Source organism: Buttiauxella cochleicola (assembly GCF_021282435.1).
GTDB lineage: Bacteria > Pseudomonadota > Gammaproteobacteria > Enterobacterales > Enterobacteriaceae > Buttiauxella > Buttiauxella massiliensis.
This window is the reverse complement of the sequence record NZ_JAJSOT010000002.1, coordinates 24,728-43,713: the sequence shown is the minus strand read 5'-3', so window position 1 is coordinate 43,713 and position 18,986 is coordinate 24,728. Positions and strand designations below refer to the sequence as shown.

Annotated in this window: 14 protein-coding genes; 10 read left to right on the top strand and 4 right to left on the bottom strand. The window is 49.4% G+C overall.

The window, feature by feature from the left end; genetic code table 11:
- Window positions 1-11: 11 nt before the first annotated feature.
- The 7 genes from lolA to LVQ77_RS05955 all read left to right on the top strand — a co-directional run bounded on the left by lolA (window position 12) and on the right by LVQ77_RS05955 (window position 9,083).
- Window positions 12-623 (top strand): outer membrane lipoprotein periplasmic chaperone LolA, encoded by a 612-nt coding sequence (gene lolA / locus LVQ77_RS05985; protein ID WP_151992725.1) that lies wholly within the window; start codon window positions 12-14, stop codon window positions 621-623.
- An 8-nt stretch (window positions 624-631) separates the two neighbouring features.
- Window positions 632-1,975 (top strand): replication-associated recombination protein A, encoded by a 1,344-nt coding sequence (locus tag LVQ77_RS05980; RefSeq protein ID WP_232865018.1) that lies wholly within the window; start codon window positions 632-634, stop codon window positions 1,973-1,975.
- A gap of 93 nt (window positions 1,976-2,068) precedes the next feature.
- A complete protein-coding gene (serS, locus tag LVQ77_RS05975) occupies window positions 2,069-3,361 on the top strand; it encodes a serine--tRNA ligase (protein WP_232865017.1) in 1,293 nt (430 codons plus the stop codon).
- 353 nt (window positions 3,362-3,714) lie between these two features.
- On the top strand, window positions 3,715-6,159 hold the full coding sequence (dmsA, locus tag LVQ77_RS05970) for a dimethylsulfoxide reductase subunit A (protein ID WP_232903961.1): 2,445 nt from the start codon (window positions 3,715-3,717) through the stop codon (window positions 6,157-6,159).
- 10 nt (window positions 6,160-6,169) lie between these two features.
- A complete protein-coding gene (locus LVQ77_RS05965; RefSeq protein WP_232903960.1) occupies window positions 6,170-6,787 on the top strand; it encodes a DMSO/selenate family reductase complex B subunit in 618 nt (205 codons plus the stop codon).
- A 1-nt stretch (window position 6,788) separates the two neighbouring features.
- Complete coding sequence (locus LVQ77_RS05960) at window positions 6,789-7,649, top strand: dimethyl sulfoxide reductase anchor subunit family protein (protein WP_232903959.1); 861 nt, start codon at window positions 6,789-6,791, stop codon at window positions 7,647-7,649.
- 285 nt (window positions 7,650-7,934) lie between these two features.
- Window positions 7,935-9,083 carry an MFS transporter gene (locus LVQ77_RS05955; protein ID WP_232903958.1) on the top strand — a complete coding sequence of 383 codons (1,149 nt, stop codon included), beginning with the start codon at window positions 7,935-7,937 and terminating at the stop codon, window positions 9,081-9,083.
- A 46-nt stretch (window positions 9,084-9,129) separates the two neighbouring features.
- On the opposite strand, the gene pflA is transcribed toward LVQ77_RS05955, so the two are convergent.
- From pflA to ycaO, 4 genes are all read right to left on the bottom strand, one after another.
- Window positions 9,130-9,870: a pyruvate formate lyase 1-activating protein gene (gene pflA / locus LVQ77_RS05950; protein WP_034494315.1), complete on the bottom strand. Its 741-nt coding sequence runs from the start codon at window positions 9,868-9,870 to the stop codon at window positions 9,130-9,132.
- Between the two features lie 200 nt (window positions 9,871-10,070).
- On the bottom strand, window positions 10,071-12,353 hold the full coding sequence (gene pflB / locus LVQ77_RS05945) for a formate C-acetyltransferase (protein WP_064517500.1): 2,283 nt from the start codon (window positions 12,351-12,353) through the stop codon (window positions 10,071-10,073).
- 53 nt (window positions 12,354-12,406) lie between these two features.
- A complete protein-coding gene (gene focA / locus LVQ77_RS05940) occupies window positions 12,407-13,264 on the bottom strand; it encodes a formate transporter FocA (protein WP_034494317.1) in 858 nt (285 codons plus the stop codon).
- A gap of 405 nt (window positions 13,265-13,669) precedes the next feature.
- Complete coding sequence (gene ycaO / locus LVQ77_RS05935) at window positions 13,670-15,427, bottom strand: 30S ribosomal protein S12 methylthiotransferase accessory factor YcaO (protein ID WP_232865013.1); 1,758 nt, start codon at window positions 15,425-15,427, stop codon at window positions 13,670-13,672.
- 138 nt (window positions 15,428-15,565) lie between these two features.
- Here ycaO and LVQ77_RS05930 point away from each other — a divergent pair, with 138 nt between their 5' ends.
- From LVQ77_RS05930 to aroA, 3 genes are all read left to right on the top strand, one after another.
- Complete coding sequence (locus LVQ77_RS05930; RefSeq protein ID WP_232865012.1) at window positions 15,566-16,258, top strand: DUF421 domain-containing protein; 693 nt, start codon at window positions 15,566-15,568, stop codon at window positions 16,256-16,258.
- Window positions 16,259-16,418: 160 nt separating this feature from the next.
- On the top strand, window positions 16,419-17,504 hold the full coding sequence (gene serC, locus LVQ77_RS05925) for a 3-phosphoserine/phosphohydroxythreonine transaminase (RefSeq protein ID WP_232903957.1): 1,086 nt from the start codon (window positions 16,419-16,421) through the stop codon (window positions 17,502-17,504).
- Window positions 17,505-17,583: 79 nt separating this feature from the next.
- The gene (gene aroA, locus LVQ77_RS05920; protein ID WP_232904215.1) at window positions 17,584-18,867 is read left to right on the top strand and encodes a 3-phosphoshikimate 1-carboxyvinyltransferase; all 1,284 of its coding nucleotides are present in this window, start codon (window positions 17,584-17,586) and stop codon (window positions 18,865-18,867) included.
- The last annotated feature ends 119 nt before the right edge of the window (window positions 18,868-18,986 follow it).

Here is an 18,986-nt window from a genome sequence, read left to right as displayed (position 1 = left end):
AAGGGATCATAATGAAAAAAATCGTTATTACTTGTGCTTTGTTGACCGCTCTTACCGCAACCGCTGCCTGGGCTGATGCCGCAGGCGACCTGAAAACGCGTCTGGATAAGGTCAGCAGCTTCCACGCCAGTTTCACGCAGAAAGTGACTGATGGTAGTGGCGCGGCTGTTCAGGAAGGTCAGGGGGACTTGTGGGTTAAACGTCCAAACCTTTTCAACTGGCACATGACTCAACCTGATGAAAGTATTCTGGTCTCTGACGGCAAAACCTTGTGGTTCTACAACCCGTTTGTTGAGCAAGTCAGCGCAACCTGGCTGAAGGATGCAACCGGTAATACACCGTTCATGTTGATTGCGCGTAACCAGAGCAGTGACTGGCAGCAATACAACATTAAACAAAGCGGTGATGATTTTGTACTTACGCCAAAAACCAGTGCAGGTAATCTCAAGCAATTCACTATTAATGTCGGAAGCGACGGTACTATCCATCAGTTCAGTGCGATTGAGCAAGACGATCAACGCAGCAGCTATGCGCTGAAAACTCAGCAAAATGGTGCGGTGGATATGAGCAAGTTTACGTTTACCCCGCCTAAAGGCGTGACGGTGGACGATCAACGTAAGTAGGGGTATCAGTGAGCAACCTGTCGCTCGATTTTTCTGAGAATACCTTCAAACCTCTGGCTGCGCGTATGCGGCCGGAGAACCTCGCGCAATACATCGGCCAACAACATCTGCTAGCCCCTGGTAAACCGCTTCCTAAAGCAATCGAAGCGGGGCATCTTCATTCGATGATTTTATGGGGACCACCAGGTACGGGCAAAACCACACTTGCTGAAGTGATTGCTCACTATGCTGACGCCGATGTAGAACGCATTTCGGCTGTCACTTCAGGCGTCAAAGAAATCCGCGAAGCCATAGAACGTGCGCGCCAGAATCGCAACGCCGGGCGGCGAACGATTCTGTTTGTCGACGAAGTCCATCGCTTCAACAAAAGCCAGCAAGATGCTTTTTTGCCACACATTGAAGACGGCACGATTACGTTTATCGGCGCAACCACTGAAAACCCCTCATTCGAGCTCAATTCTGCACTATTGTCGCGTGCTCGCGTTTACTTGCTTAAATCGCTGACCACGGAAGACATTGAAAAAGTTTTGAGCCAGGCGATGAGCGATGCCGCTCGTGGCTATGGTGGGCAAAACATTGTTCTGCCCGATGACACGCGTCTTGCTATTGCAGAACTTGTCAACGGCGATGCCCGGCGTGCATTAAACACGCTGGAAATGATGGCCGACATGGCCGAAGTCGATTCTAGTGGCAATCGCGTTTTGCAGATTGCTCTATTGACTGAAATCGCGGGCGAACGCAGCGCGCGCTTTGATAACAAAGGCGATCGTTTTTACGATCTGATTTCTGCATTGCACAAATCGGTTCGCGGTTCATCCCCTGACGCGGCTTTGTACTGGTACGCGCGCATTATCACGGCAGGCGGTGATCCTTTGTATGTGGCTCGTCGTTTGCTGGCGATTGCCTCAGAAGATGTAGGTAATGCTGACCCTCGTGGCATGCAGGTTGCTATCTCTGCGTGGGACTGCTTTACCCGTGTCGGCCCAGCGGAAGGGGAGCGCGCCATCGCTCAGGCCATTGTTTACTTAGCCTGTGCACCTAAAAGTAATGCGGTTTACACAGCATTCAAAGCAGCAATGGCGGATGCTCGGGAACGCCCGGATTATGACGTTCCGGTTCACTTACGTAATGCCCCAACCAAGCTGATGAAAGAAATGGGTTATGGCCAGGAGTATCGTTATGCTCACGACGAGCCTAACGCCTATGCTTCCGGCGAAGTCTACTTTCCACAGGAAATGGCACAAACACGCTATTATCAGCCGACAAACAGAGGTCTTGAAGGCAAGATTGGTGAAAAGCTCGCCTGGCTTGCTGAACAGGATCAAAATAGCCCGACAAAACGCTACCGCTAAAGCAGACGTTGCGGTAAGGTTAGGAAAACTATCACTGTGGTTGCAGTCTGTGGCCGCATCCCCTTCATTTAATTCGATAAGCACAGGATAAGCATGCTCGATCCCAATCTACTGCGTACAGAGCCAGACGCAGTCGCTGAAAAACTGGCACGCCGAGGCTTCAAGCTGGATGTAGAAACGCTGCGCTCTTTAGAAGAGCGTCGTAAAGTGTTGCAGGTAAAAACTGAAAATCTGCAGGCTGAACGTAACTCGCGATCGAAATCCATTGGCCAGGCGAAAGCGCGTGGAGAAGACATCGAGCCGTTGCGTTTGCAAGTCAACCAGTTGGGTGAAGAGCTGGATGCAGCGAAAAGTGAGCTTGATGTCCTGCTTGCAGAGATCCGCGACATTGCACTGACGTTGCCTAACATCCCGGACGATTGCGTGCCGATGGGTAAAGATGACAGCGAAAACGTTGAAATCTGCCGCTGGGGTGAGCCGCGTAAATTCGATTTTGAAGTACGTGACCACGTGACGCTGGGCGAAATGGCTAAAGGCCTGGATTTCGCATCTGCGGTTAAACTGACCGGTGCTCGTTTTGTTGTGATGCAAGGGCAAATTGCTCGTCTGCACCGCGCTCTGAGCCAGTTCATGCTTGACCTGCATACTGAGCAGCATGGATATATTGAGAACTATGTTCCGTATCTGGTAAACCACGACACGCTTTATGGTACGGGCCAATTGCCGAAATTTGCCGGTGACTTGTTCCATACTCGTCCGCTGGAAGAAGAGGCTGATGCAAGCAACTACGCGTTGATCCCAACCGCAGAAGTGCCGTTGACCAACCTGGTGCGTGATGAAATTCTCGATGAAGATACTCTACCGCTGAAAATGACCGCGCATACCCCATGCTTCCGTTCCGAAGCGGGTACGTATGGTCGTGATACCCGTGGCCTTATCCGTCAGCACCAGTTCGATAAAGTTGAGATGGTGCAGATTGTGCGTCCGGAAGACTCTATGGAAGCTCTGGAAGAGTTGACCAGCCACGCTGAGAAAGTCCTGGAGTTATTGAACCTGCCATACCGCAAAGTGTTGTTGTGTTCTGGAGATATGGGCTTTGGCGCGGTCAAAACTTACGATCTGGAAGTGTGGCTGCCTGGGCAGGATACTTACCGTGAAATCTCCTCTTGCTCCAACTGTGGGGATTTCCAGGCGCGTCGTTTGCAGGCTCGCTGCCGCAGCAAAGCAGACAAGAAAACCCGTCTGGTGCATACACTGAACGGTTCTGGTCTGGCTGTAGGTCGTACACTGGTTGCTGTGCTGGAAAACTACCAGCAGGCTGATGGCCGTATCGAAGTTCCTGAAGTGCTGCGTCCTTACATGAAAGGGCTTGAGTTCATCGGCTAATGTATTAGTGCTATTTTATTCTTGAAAAGCGCCTGCGGGCGCTTTTTTTATGCCGTAAATATTCTCATTCCCATAGATAATCTGCCTTTATTGACACCAGACAATAACAAATACCCCTATATGGGTATTATCTCTCCCAGAAAGAGAGTGGTGATTATTAATACAATTCATTCGGCGTCCTTATCATTTGATAGTTTCAGATTACATGATGTAACTGGACTACCAATAGCGGCCCTGACATAGCCTAAAACACTCCTTTCTCTTTTGGGCTGAGCAATGGACACGCGTGCCGCAATTTAGTCAGCAACCGTTGCCAGCTTGTTTAAATGTGAGCACTAAACAAGTGGGTCATTATGAAAGAGAAAACTTCTAATGCGGTCCTTACCGCACAAGTGAGTCGTCGTAAGCTGGTGCAAACCACAGCTATCGGTGGTCTTGCTGCTGCGAGTGGAGCATTAACACTTCCCTTTAGCCGCCTGGCTTTTGCACAGTCCGCCGCTGATACACAAACAGATGCTGAAAAGGTTATCTGGAGCGCCTGTACAGTAAACTGTGGTAGCCGTTGCCCACTTCGTATGCATGTGGCGGATGGTGAAATCAAATATGTTGAGACAGACAACACCGGTGATGACAACTATGAAGGGTTGCATCAGGTTCGTGCCTGCTTGCGTGGCCGCTCAATGCGTCGCCGTGTCTATAATGCCGATCGCCTGAAATATCCGATGAAGCGCGTTGGTGCTCGAGGGGAAGGCAAATTTGAGAAAATCAGTTGGGATGAAGCTTTCGACACCATCGCCAACAGCATGAAGGGCATTATCAAAGAGTACGGTAACGAAGCTATCTATCTGAACTACGGTACGGGGACGTTGGGTGGAACGATGACTCGCTCCTGGCCGCCAGGCTCAACATTGATTGCCCGCCTGATGAACTGCTGCGGCGGTTATCTGAACCATTATGGCGACTATTCTACCGCGCAAATTGCCGCTGGCCTGAATTACACCTATGGCGGTTGGGCCGATGGCAACAGCCCGTCGGACATTGAAAACAGTAAACTTGTCGTGTTGTTTGGGAATAACCCGGGTGAAACGCGTATGAGTGGCGGCGGGGTGACGTATTACCTCGAGCAAGCGCGCGAAAAATCCAATGCGCGCATGATTATCATTGACCCGCGTTATACCGATACTGGTGCAGGCCGTGAAGATGAATGGATTCCGATTCGCCCCGGTACTGATACCGCACTTATCTCCGCGCTTGCATGGGTAATGATCACTGAAAATCTGGTCGATCAGCAGTTCCTCGATAAATACTGCGTCGGTTACGACGAAAAAACTCTTCCAAAAACAGCTCCTGCTAACGGACATTACAAAGCCTATATTCTTGGTGAAGGAGCTGATGGCCAGGCAAAAACGCCACAATGGGCGGCCCAAATTACCGGTATTCCTGCCTATCGCATTGTTAAACTTGCTCGTGAAATTGCCACGGCGAAACCGGCATTTATCAGCCAGGGTTGGGGGCCGCAGCGCCACTCAAATGGTGAGCTGGTTTCCCGCGCCATCGCCATGTTGTCGATTCTGACCGGCAACGTAGGGGTTCACGGTGGAAACAGCGGCGCACGCGAAGGTTCTTACAGCCTGCCATTTGTGCGCATGCCGACGCTGGAAAACCCGGTACAAACCAGTATTTCTATGTTCCTGTGGACGGATGCTATTGAACGTGGCCCGGAAATGACGGCAACTCGTGATGGCGTGCGCGGCAAAGATAAGCTCGATGTTCCAATCAAGATGGTCTGGAACTACGCCAGTAACTGCCTGATTAACCAGCACTCAGAAATTAACCGTACTCACGATATCCTACAAGACGACAAGAAATGCAAAATGATTGTGGTGATCGATAACCACATGACTTCATCAGCTAAATACGCAGATATATTGCTGCCTGACTGCACCGCATCTGAGCAGATGGACTTCTGCCTTGATGCGTCATGCGGAAATATGGCTTATGTAATTTTTGCCGATCAGGTGATCAAACCGCGTTTTGAGTGCAAAACCATTTATGAGATGACGACTGAACTGGCAAAACGCATGGGTGTTGAGCAACAGTTCACTGAAGGGCGCACGCAAGAAGGCTGGATGCGTCATCTCTATCAACAGTCTCAGGAAGCGATTCCTGGCCTCCCGAGCTTTGATGAATTCCGGAAAGTTGGCATCTTCAAGCAGCGTGACCCTGAAGGTCACCACGTGGCGTATAAAGCCTTCCGCGAAGACCCTGCGGCGAATCCACTGACGACACCATCAGGGAAAATTGAAATCTATTCTGAGCAGTTAGCCGAAATTGCAGCCACCTGGCAACTTGATGAAGGAGATGTCATCGATCCGCTGCCGGTTTACAGCGCGGGCTTTGAAAACTTTGGCGATCCGCTGGCCGAGAAATGGCCATTGCAGATGACGGGCTTCCATTACAAAGCGCGTACCCACTCAACCTACGGCAATGTGGATGTATTGAAAGCAGCCTGTCGTCAGGAAATGTGGATCAACCCAATTGATGCACAGCAACGTGGGATTAAGAACGGCGACATAGTGCGCATCTTCAATGGACGTGGGGAAGTTCAAATCAATGCGAAAGTGACACCACGCATAATACCTGGCGTTGTCGCGATGGGGGAAGGGGCCTGGTATAGCCCTGATGCCAATAAAGTTGACCACTCGGGTAGCATTAACGTGTTAACCACGCAGCGACCGTCGCCACTGGCAAAAGGCAATCCATCCCATAGTAACCTCGTCCAGGTCGAGAAGGCGTAAGGAATAGCTGATGACAACCCAATACGGATTTTATATAGACTCCAGCCGCTGCACTGGTTGTAAGACCTGCGAGCTGGCTTGTAAAGATTACAAAAATTTAGGCCCGGACGTCAGCTTCCGTCGCATTTATGAATATGCTGGCGGTGACTGGCAACAAGACAACGGGGTTTGGCAGCAAAACGTCTTCGCCTACTATCTGTCGATTGCTTGTAACCACTGTGAGGAACCGGCTTGCACCAAGGTCTGCCCAAGCGGTGCGATGCATAAGCGTGATGACGGTTTTGTGGTCGTTAATGAAGATGTTTGTATTGGCTGCCGCTATTGCCACATGGCTTGCCCGTACGGCGCACCACAGTACAACGCTGAAAAAGGTCATATGACTAAGTGTGATGGCTGTCATGAGCGTATTGCTGAAGGCAAGAAACCCATCTGTGTTGAGTCCTGCCCATTACGCGCGCTAGATATGGCACCAATTGCCGAACTGCGCGCGAAGTATGGAGAACAGGCCGCCATCGCTCCGCTGCCATCAGCACATTTCACCAAGCCAAATATTGTCATTAAACCTAACGCCAACAGCCGCCCATGTGGGGATAAAACCGGTTATCTGGCAAACCCGAAGGAGGTGTGAGATGGGCAGCGGATGGCATGAATGGCCACTAATGGTCTTTACGGTTTTAGGACAGTGCGTCGCAGGTGGTTTTATTGTTATGGCATTAGCATTGCTGACTGGTGTTTCTGACCGGGTACAGCAAAAGCGTGTGTATTGGGCGATGATCGTGCTGTGGGTGTTGATGGGCATTGGTTTTATGGCCTCAGTACTGCATCTCGGCTCACCACTACGCGCCTTCAACTCGCTTAATCGCATCGGGGAATCAGCGCTCAGTAATGAAATTGCCAGCGGCTCGGTCTTCTTTGCAGTGGGTGGTTTCTGGTGGCTGGTTACCGTGCTGGGCAAAATGCCGCAGGCACTGGGTAAAATCTGGATGACGCTGACGATGGTTCTGGGCGTATTTTTTGTCTGGATGATGTGTAAGGTCTACCTGATTGATACCGTACCGACTTGGTATAGTGTTTATACGCCGCTCAGTTTCTTCCTGACGATGTTTATAGGTGGGCCACTACTCGGTTACTTACTGCTGCGTGTTGCAGGTGTAACGGGTTGGGGAATGCGTCTTCTTCCTGCAATTTCATTGCTGGCTGTTGTAGTAAGTTCCATGGTTGTGATGTTGCAGGGTATGGATTTAGCGACAATCCACAGCTCAATCATGCAGGCATCTGCACTGGTTCCTGAATACGGTGCATTGATGTCATGGCGCTTGTTGGTGCTGGCGCTTGCATTAGCTTGTTGGATTATCCCGCAACTCAAAGGTGGCCAGGCGAACCCTGCAGTTCTGACATTCGCCTTCGTGTTGGTTATTGTTGGTGAGCTAATCGGCCGCGGTGTGTTCTACGGTCTGCATATGACGGTTGGTATGGCTATCGCAAGTTAATGCCATATCGATTAAATGCGCTTTCGGGCGCATTTAATCTTTTCGGATAAAAAAATATCATCCGATTTACCATGAAAATTTTCATCCAACCCGTTTCGATTCCCAATACCTGATCCCATCAAAAACAGAGAGATAGCATTTTGTCTATATGCTTTGCTCACAAGTAAGATAAGTTTTTCAAATCGACAGTTTTCAAATCGTGCCAGGCCCCGTCAGCACTGGATTGACAATCATTTTTCCAGTGGCATGATGCGCACAAATTATTCTCTTCCTCGCGGTTTCTACATGTCCACCTATACCCGGCCAGTGATGCTTTTGCTCTGTGGTCTGATGCTTTTGACCCTGGCGATAGCGGTTTTAAATACGCTGGTTCCACTTTGGTTAGCCCATGAAAATCTTCCAACCTGGCAAGTCGGGATGGTGGGTTCGTCGTACTTTACCGGAAACTTGGTGGGTACTTTGCTGACCGGATGGCTAATTAAACGTCAGGGATTCAACCGTAGCTACTATCTTGCCTCGCTGATTTTTGCGGCGGGTTGTGCAGGATTGGGGCTGATGACCGGTTTCTGGAGCTGGATGATGTGGCGCTTCATCGCGGGTATCGGCTGTGCGATGATTTGGGTGGTGGTTGAAAGCGCCTTGATGTGCAGCGGCACTTCTCACAACCGTGGGCGCTTGCTGGCAGCCTACATGATGGTTTATTACGTTGGCACGGTGTTAGGCCAATTGATGATCAGCAAAATGCCGACCGATTTAGCCAGCGTACTCCCATGGGTGACGGCGCTTATTTTAACCGCGATTCTTCCGCTATTGTTTACTCGCATTGTGAATGATCGAAGTGAAAACCAGCAAGCGACGCCTGTCTGGCCAATGCTGCGCCTGCGACATGCTCGTCTTGGCGTGAACGGCTGCATTATTTCCGGGATTGTTCTCGGCTCCCTTTATGGGTTGATGCCGCTGTATTTAAACCACAAAGGCTTCAGCGATGCCGGTATTGGTTTCTGGATGGCGGTGATGGTTAGCGCCGGGATTGTGGGACAGTGGCCGGTAGGTCGCCTCGCTGACCGTTTTGGTCGCTTGTTAGTGCTGCGCGTTCAAGTGTTTATTGTGATTATGGGTTGCATGGCGATGCTGACTAATGCCGCGATGGGGCCGACATTGTTTGTGCTTGGCGCGGCTGGCTTTACGCTGTATCCGGTGGCAATGGCGTGGGCCTGCGAGAAAGTCGAACATCATCAGCTGGTGGCAATGAATCAGGCGCTGTTGCTCAGTTATACGGTAGGTAGCTTGCTTGGCCCAACGTTTACCTCAATGCTGATGCAAAGTTTCTCGGACAATTTGCTGTTCGTTATGATAGCCGGCGTCGCGTTTGTCTACTTACTAATGCTGTTACGCAAAGCAGGGCCGCAAACCACTCCGATTGCCCATGCCTGATACAAAAATGGCCCTCATCGAGGGCCATTTTGCTAGTGCTGCAAGATTAGTACATCACTTTGTGACCGTACTGTTCCAGAATACCTTTAACGCGTTCCATGGTTTCTTTCTTCGGTGGATGCACGCCATCAAGCTTGTATTCTTCGCCCATCGCCACCCATTTATGTTTGCCCAGTTCGTGATATGGCAGCAGCTCAATCTTCTCGACGTTGCCCATATCGCGCGTGAACTCGCCAAGGCGATGTGCAGAGTCATCATCATCAGACCAGCCCGGTACAACAACGTAACGAATCCAGACATTAACGTTTTTATCGGACAAGTAACGCGCAAATTCCAGCGTACGATGGTTTGAGACGCCAACCAGATTCTGGTGAATTTCGTCGTTCATCTGTTTCAAATCCAGCATCACCAGATCGGTCACTTCGAGTAATTCATCAATCACCGGGTCGTAGCGACGGACAAAACCGTTGGTATCGAGACAGGTATGAATGCCTTCTTTACGACAGGCGCGGAACCAGTCACGTACAAATTCGGCCTGCAGAATGGCTTCGCCACCAGAAGCTGTGACGCCGCCGCCAGAAGCGTTCATAAAGTGGCGATAGGTCACCACTTCTTTCATCAGTTCTTCAACGGTAATCTCTTTGCCGCCGTGCGTATCCCAAGTATCACGGTTGTGGCAATACAGGCAGCGCATCAGGCAGCCCTGGAAGAAGGTGATAAAACGAATACCGGGACCATCCACGGTACCGCAGGATTCAAAGGAATGAATTCGGCCAATTACTGACATTGCGGTGTTATCTCCAGTATTGGTCCATGCCCTAAAGCAAGAACCAGGTTGAGCGCGGTCTAAGTCTTGATTGCCGCGTCGAATCGATTTTGCGAGATAACTTAAACGTAGCAGTTATCTTGCAAAACCGGTTCTTCACAAAGAAAAGGCTCCACCGAGGTGGAGCCTTGTATTGTACGCCTTTTCAGACAAACCGTGAATTACATGGTTTGAGTGAAGGTACGAGTAATAACGTCCTGCTGTTGTTCTTTAGTCAAGGAGTTAAAACGTACAGCGTAACCAGATACACGAATGGTCAGCTGAGGATATTTCTCAGGGTGTTCCATCGCATCCAGCAGCATTTCACGGTTCATTACGTTCACGTTCAGGTGTTGACCACCTTCGATGGACGCTTCGTGGTGGAAGTAACCATCCATCAGACCCGCGAGGTTAGTTTTACGAACTTCGTCGTCTTTACCCAGTGCGTTAGGAACGATAGAGAAGGTATAAGAAATACCATCTTTAGCGTAAGCAAACGGCAGTTTAGCAACGGAAGTCAGAGAGGCAACAGCACCTTTCTGGTCACGACCGTGCATTGGGTTAGCACCTGGACCGAATGGAGCGCCAGCGCGACGACCGTCTGGGGTGTTACCGGTTTTCTTACCATAAACCACGTTAGAGGTGATGGTCAGAACAGACTGAGTCGGGATAGCGTTACGGTAAGTAGTCAGTTTCTGAATTTTCTTCATGAAACGTTCTACCAGGTCAACAGCGATATCATCTACGCGAGAATCGTTGTTACCGAACATTGGGTATTCGCCTTCGATTTCGAAGTCTACAGCCAGACCGTCTTCGTCACGAACAGGTTTAACTTTCGCGTATTTGATTGCAGACAGGGAGTCAGCTGCAACAGACAGACCCGCGATACCACAAGCCATGGTGCGAACAACGTCACGGTCATGCAGAGCCATCAGAGACGCTTCGTAGCTGTATTTATCATGCATGTAGTGAATGATGTTCAGCGCAGTGACGTACTGCTTAGCCAGCCAATCCATGAAGTGATCCAGGCGATCCAGGACGTTATCGTAGTCCAGAACATCAGCCATAATTGGTGCTTCTTTAGGACCAATTTGGATTTTCAGTTTTTCATCAACGCCGCCGTTGATTGCATACAGCATGGTTTTCGCCAGGTTTGCACGAGCACCAAAGAACTGCATTTGCTTACCAACAATCATTGGGCTTACGCAGCAAGCAATCGCGTAGTCATCGTTGTTGAAGTCAGGACGCATCAGATCGTCATTCTCGTATTGCAGAGAAGAAGTATCGATGGAAACCTTAGCAGCGAATTTCTTGAAGTTCAGTGGCAGTTTTTCAGACCACAGAATAGTGATGTTCGGCTCCGGAGACGGCCCCATGGTGTACAGGGTGTTCAGGAAACGGAAGCTAGATTTGGTAACCAGAGTACGGCCATCTACACCCATACCGGCGATAGATTCGGTCGCCCAGATTGGGTCACCAGAGAACAGCTCATCATACTCAGGGGTACGCAGGAAGCGAACCATACGCAGTTTCATGACCAGGTGGTCAATCATTTCCTGTGCTTCAAGCTCAGTAATTTTGCCTGCTTTCAGGTCACGTTCGATGAATGCATCCAGGAAGGTGGATACACGGCCGAAGGACATTGCAGCGCCGTTCTGAGATTTAACCGCAGCCAGGTAGCCGAAGTAAGTCCACTGAATAGCTTCTTGAGCATTTTTAGCAGGACCAGAGATATCGCAGCCATATTTAGCAGCCATTTCTTTGATCTGACCCAGAGCACGGTGCTGCTCGGAGATTTCTTCACGCAGACGGATAGTTGCTTCCAGATCTTCGCCGTTTTCCAGTTTGGATTGCAGAGAGTTGAACTGAGCAAATTTGTCTTTCATCAGGAAGTCGATACCGTACAGCGCTACGCGACGGTAGTCACCAATGATACGACCACGACCATAAGCATCCGGCAGACCGGTGATTACGCCTGATTTACGGCAGTTCAGGATGTCTTTGGTATAAACGTCAAACACACCCTGGTTGTGGGTTTTGCGGTATTCGGTGAAGATCTTTTTCAGCATTGGGTCAAGTTCACGACCGTATACTTTGCAAGAACCTTCAACCATTTTGATGCCACCAAACGGAATAATTGCACGTTTCAGTGGAGCATCAGTCTGCAAGCCAACGATAGTTTCGAGGGACTTGTTGATGTAACCAGCATCATGAGAGGTGATGGTGGAAGCGAGATCAGTGTCGAAGTCAACAGGCGCGTGAGTGCGGTTTTCCTGTTTAACGCCTTCCATAACGTTGTCCCACAGAGCGGTAGTTGCGTCTGTAGCACCTGCCAGGAAGGACTCGTCACCCTCGTAAGGGGTGTAGTTTTTCTGAATAAAGTCACGCACGTTGACTTCATTCTGCCAGTCGCCTTTAGCAAAACCTTCCCAAGCGGTGGCTAACTTTTCATTAAGTTCGGACATTTAACACCTACCTTCTAATGTGGATTTCTTATTCCCTGAACAATGGTTAGCACTTAGTGCTTATCGCCACCGCGCAGATAAATTACCCAGTACGTCAACCCAACCAGTACACCGCCACCAATGATGTTCCCGATGGTTACTGGGATCAGGTTATCAGTGATGAAATTCAGTACGGTCAAGTGTGTGAAATTGTCCGGAGACGACCCAACTGCGGTCCAGAATTCCGGGCTTGCAAAGTTGCGTACTACGATACCCAAAGGGATCATGAACATGTTTGCGATACTGTGCTCAAAACCGCAAGCAACAAACATGGCGACCGGAAGGATCATAGCAAACATCTTGTCCATCAAACTGCGACCCGAGTAGCTCATCCAGACAGCCAGACAGACCATCAAGTTAGCTAAAATACCGAGGCAAACAGCTTCAATAAAGGTGTGATGCATTTTGTGGTCTGCGGTTTGAAGCACATTCAGACCCCACGCACCGTTGGCCGTCATATACATGCCTGACAACCAAATCAACACCACGAATAGCAATGCACCAACCAAGTTTCCGACGTAGACGTTAATCCAGTTCTTGGCTAGCTGACCCCAGGTGATTCGCCCGCTGGCTTTCGCAACAACGATTAACACCGTAGAGGTGAAAAGGTCGGCACCGCAGATGACACAAAGGATAAGCCCTAAGGAGAAGCAAGTTCCACCAATCAGTTTTGCAATCCCAAATGGAATGGTTGCAGTACCTGTAGTGGCAGTGATGTAAAAGACAAAGGCAATCGAGATGAACATGCCCGCAGTGATCGCTAAATAAAACGTAGTCAGCGGGTGTTTTGTTGCTTTATAGACGCCAGCATCTTCGGCGACTTTCGCCATAGCGGCTGGGAGCAATAGATCAAAAGGGTTGTCAGCTTTCACACTAACTCTCTCTTATTTAATTCGGCGACGAGATACTAACAAAGCATTATAGAGTAAAAATTGATATGGATCATATCTCGCCAAGCTTATAGGCCTGATAAAAGCAGGTGTTTACCTGTTTTTCAGTGTAAGTTATTGATATTAATTATAAAAATAAAGTTTAAATTTTATAACGTAATTTGATATTTGCCCTCTAAGCTTTGTTGAGTGGTTAATTAGAATGGAGTATTTTAATAATTTGACAACAATATTTGCAGCATAATTTAATAATATTTCACCAATATTTAACCGTTGAGTTACATGTGAAATTATTATGCTGACAATAAAAACACGGGGCAATAAAAATCGCCCCGTAATATAGCGTAAACATTAAGGTTTACGTAGCTTGAGTTTTAGTTTTTGACTTTATTTCCAAAATGCCGCTTTTGCGCGTTGCAATTTTTCATACGCGCTTAACAACGCTTGGTGCGCAGGGAAGGCTTTCAAATCGCTATCTACAGCTTGCAGGCCATAGAATGCAGCTTCGCCACTCAGGGCGGCGCTTGCAGCTTCAACCGTTTCCGCGCCGTACATGCGTACGAAGGCATTCAGGTATTGCAGCGGTTGGCGATCTTCTTCCATTGCTAAAAGCAGTAACGTTTGCAGGCAACGGTAGTAGTTCGCACGCTCAGCGCTGAAAATAGAGGCGTTGAACTCCATCGTCCATTCAGTCCAGATAAGCGCCTGCTCGGTATCGCCACCCGCCAGTGCCAGCATGGCCTTCAGCTCACCAATACGCAGCGTGTACCAGCCGTTGTCTTTACCGGTCGCCAGGCCCAGCAATTCACGCACACGAGTGAAATCATCATGGCCTTCTTCATCTAACTGCGAGATGAGATTGAGATAATCCTGTTTTTCCCACTCGCTGCCCGGCAGTGCCAGAATAGTGTCGCGCAGGTGATAGCCCATATTATTGTTTGCGAGTAACAGGTCTTCAGCCGGGTAAATATCAGACATGCCTGGCACGATGATGCGGCAAGCGTAAACATCCAGATGCTGGTAGTCAGCGATGTAGACTTCCTGGTCTTCAGCATCAAAAATTGCCATCAACGTGGCAAACTCTTCTTCTGTTGTGCCGGAGAAGCTCCAGTCAACAAATGGATAGTCAGCATCTTGCTTGAACATATCCCAGGAGATCAGACCGCTGGAATCAATGAAGTGAGTTTCCAGATTTGCATGTTCGGCCACCTCTTCGTCGTCAAAGGTTGGTGGGGTGAATACATCGAGGTCTTTCAGACCACGGCCCTGCAGCAGTTCTGTTACGGTACGTTCCAGCGCAACGCCAAAATCTGGGTGAGCACCAAACGAGGCAAAGCAGGTGCCATTTGCCGGGTTGAATAACACAACACAGATAACTGGGTATTTGCCGCCTAATGAACCGTCATACGCGAAGATTGGGAAACCTTCAGCTTCAAGTGTTGCAATAGACTCAACCACGCCCGGATAACGTGCCAGCACTTCCTGCGGGATTTCTGGCAAGCTGATGCTTTCGGCAATAATGCGATTTTTAATATGGCGTTCGAAGACTTCAGATAGTGCTTGTACGCGAGCTTCGTTTGCGGTGTTCCCTGCGGACATCCCATTTGAAACATACAGGTTGCCGATGATGTTCATCGGAATATACACAGTTTCTTGATCGGACTGGCGGGTGAATGGCAGTGCACAGATACCACGCTCTTCATTACCAGATTGCAGATCAATAAGCATACCTGCGGTGACTTCGTTTTCAGGGTCGTAAAACGCGCGCAGACGAGAGTCCAGGATGCCTTCCGGCAATTGCTCATCTTCTGGGATTGGGAACCACTTCTCGTTTGGATAATGCACAAACGGGCCATTGGCGATGGTTTTGCCCAACCAGAAATCAGCAAAGAAATAGTTAGTCGACAGACGTTCGAAATATTCACCCAGCGCTGAAGCTAAAGCAGCTTTTTTAGTTGCGCCTTTACCATTGGTAAAGCAAAGCGCGCTGTCTTTATCACGGATGTGCACTGACCAGACGTTCGGTACTGGGTTTAACCAGGAGGCTTCTTCTATATTAAAGCCAAGATCGGCGAGTTTGGTCTGAAAGCGAGCGATGGAGTCTTCCAGAGCGGCATCTTTGCCAGGAATAAAGGTTTGAGTCATGAGGTTTCACTTTTGTCGTACGCAAAGCGCGCAATGATACGGGTTTTAGCAGACTGACGCCATCGTCAGCAGCACGCAGGCGGCCTTAGCATAACAGGCTATGCTTACTGTCAGTAACCTACTGTTATGGCGGTATAAATGAAGACTTTTGATCTCCAACGGATGGCTCTTGACGAAGTCCCTCTCGATTTTCTGTGGGAAGTGGCTTTTCGTAGTCTCTACACCTTTATATTAGTGTTCCTGTTTTTGAAGATAACCGGACGGCGTGGCGTACGGCAGATGTCGCTTTTTGAAGTGCTAATTATACTGACGCTTGGCTCGGCGGCAGGGGATGTGGCGTTTTATCATGATGTCCCAATGCTACCTGTGTTTGTCGTATTCATTACTCTGGCCTGTTTGTATCGTCTGGTCATGTGGTTGATGAGCCACAGTGAAAAACTGGAAAACCTTCTGGAAGGGAAACCGGCTGTCATTATCGAAGATGGTGAGTTTGCGTGGGAGAAAATGAACGCCCAGAACATGACCGAGTTTGAGTTTTTTATGGAGCTACGACTGCATGGTGTGGAGCATTTGGGGCAGGTGCGCCTGGCGATTCTCGAAACTAACGGCCAGATTAGCGTTTATTACTTCCCCGACGATCTTGTCCGGCCTGGTTTATCTATTTTGCCGGAGTATTGCAGCAAACGTTTCGAAGTGATTCCTGAAGATGGCGATTACGCCTGCATACATTGCAGCGAAGTGCTTACCTTTAATGCGGGCGTTAAAGCAGCATGCCCACGTTGTAAACATCTGAAATGGGTCAAAGCCAGCACCGCCACGCGAGTGACGTGACGGGCAGTTATCGGGCGTTTACTTCAGCGACTAGTTGATTATGTTGTGTGATTTTGCGCACATTACCTGGCCATGCCTGATTAACCGTTGCAGCCTCTGCATCTGAGTGATAAAACCGATAGCGTGATAAAACTTATTGCTCTAAGCGTGGTGAGGGGAAATGGCTCAGGTATACAATTTTAGTTCCGGCCCGGCAATGCTGCCGGCTGAAGTGCTTCGTCGTGCGCAACTTGAACTCTGCGACTGGCAAGGTTTAGGCACCTCCGTAATGGAGATTAGCCACCGTGGTAAAGAGTTTATTGAGGTCGCTGAAGAAGCTGAAAAAGATTTTCGTGATCTGCTGCAAATCCCCTCAAACTACAAAGTTTTGTTCTGTCACGGCGGCGGTCGCGGCCAATTTGCTGGTGTACCGTTAAACCTGCTGGGCGACAAAACTACCGCAGATTATGTTGATGGCGGTTACTGGGCGAGTAGCGCAGTAAAAGAAGCGCATAAATACTGCACTCCGAATGTTATTGATGCCAAAGTCACCATTGACGGCCTGCGTGCAATCAAACCTATGAGTGAGTGGCAGGTTTCTGAAAACAGTGCCTACCTGCACTATTGCCCGAATGAAACTATTGACGGTATCGCGACTCATGAAACGCCTGATTTCGGCGATAAAGTCGTGGTTGCTGACTACTCATCCTCTATTCTGTCGCACCCGATGGATATTAGTCGTTTTGGTGTTGTTTACGCAGGTGCGCAGAAAAACATCGGCCCTGCGGGTTTGACGTTGGTTATTGTGCGTGAAGATTTGCTCGGCAAGGCGCATAAAGCTTGCCCGTCAATTCTTGACTATACCGTGCTTAACGAAAATGACTCCATGTTTAACACCCCGCCAACTTTCGCCTGGTATCTTTCCGGTCTGGTCTTCAAATGGCTGAAAGAGCAGGGCGGCGTTGAAGCAATGGACAAAACCAACAAAGCAAAAGCTGAGTTGTTATATGGTGTTATCGATAAAAGTGACTTCTACCGTAACGATGTGGCTTCGGCTAACCGTTCACGTATGAACGTGCCGTTCCAGTTAGCTGACAGTGCACTTGATAAAGTGTTCCTGGAAGAGTCGTTTGCCGCGGGTCTGCATGCACTGAAGGGCCACCGCGTAGTGGGTGGTATGCGCGCATCCATCTACAATGCAATGCCGCTTGAGGGCGTACAAGCGTTAACCAACTTTATGGTCGACTTCGAACGTCGCCACGGTTAATCGTTGCTCGTTGTTATTCTCCCCGCGACTCGCTTCGCGGGGTTTTTATTCTGTTTGAGTTGAGAGTATTTTCCCCATGCTGGAATCCCTGACGTTACAACCCATCGCCCTTGTCGACGGCACAATTAATCTCCCTGGTTCAAAAAGTGTCTCTAATAGAGCTTTGTTGCTGGCAGCACTGGCTAATGGCACCACCGAACTGACTAATTTGCTGGATAGCGACGATGTGCGTCACATGCTCAACGCGCTGAAAGCATTAGGGGTGAGCTACACACTTTCCGCCGATCGTACGCGTTGTGAAGTCACAGGAATGGGTGGTCCGTTACAAGCGTCAGGTGAGCTGGAACTTTTCTTAGGAAACGCAGGTACGGCGATGCGTCCACTGGCGGCGGCACTGTGCCTGGGCAGCAATAACATCGTGCTGACGGGTGAACCGCGCATGAAAGAACGCCCAATTGGCCATCTGGTTGATGCATTACGCCAGGGCGGCGCTCAGATTGATTATCTGGAGCAGGAGAATTACCCGCCGTTGCGTTTGCGTGGCGGTTTTAGCGGCGGCGAGGTTTCGGTTGATGGCAGTGTTTCCAGCCAGTTCCTGACGGCGCTTTTAATGACCGCTCCACTGGCGGCAAACGACACCGAAATCACCATTAAAGGTGAGCTGGTATCGAAACCGTATATCGATATTACCCTGCACCTGATGAAAACTTTTGGTGTTGAAGTCGAAAACCGTGATTACCGGAGCTTTGTTATTCGTGGCGGCCAGCAGTACACCTCACCAGGCGCGTATCTGGTGGAAGGCGATGCCTCCTCTGCTTCTTACTTCCTCGCGGCTGGTGCAATCAAAGGCGGCACGGTAAAAGTCACGGGTATTGGCCGTAACAGCGTACAAGGCGATATCCGCTTTGCTGATGTGTTGGAAAAAATGGGTGCAAAAATTACCTGGGGCGATGATTTCATCTCCTGCGAGCGCGGGGAACTTAACGCCATTGATATGGATATGAACCATATCCCAGATGCGGCAATGACCATTGCTACCGCTGCGTTGTTTGCTAAAGGCACCACTACACTGCGTAATATTTATAACTGGCGTGTGAAAGAGACTGACCGCCTGAGCGCGATGGCAACAGAGTTGCGTAAAGTCGGAGCGGTGGTAGAAGAGGGCGAAGATTACATTACTGTGACGCCGCCAGCTCAGCTACAGGTTGCTGAAATCGGCACCTATAACGACCACCGTATGGCGATGTGTTTCTCGCTGGTGGCATTGTCCGACACACCAGTAACTATCCTTGATCCGAAATGTACCGCGAAAACTTTCCCGGACTATTTTGAGCAGTTAGCGCGTATTAGCACCCCTGCTTAATACCTGATGATAAGCTCCGATCTCACAATGAGGCGGAGCTGATTTCAACGAATTTTCCCTTCTGATATCACATCCTTTGTATCCATTCCTGCTGTTTTCCCAGGCTTTTTAACGTAAGT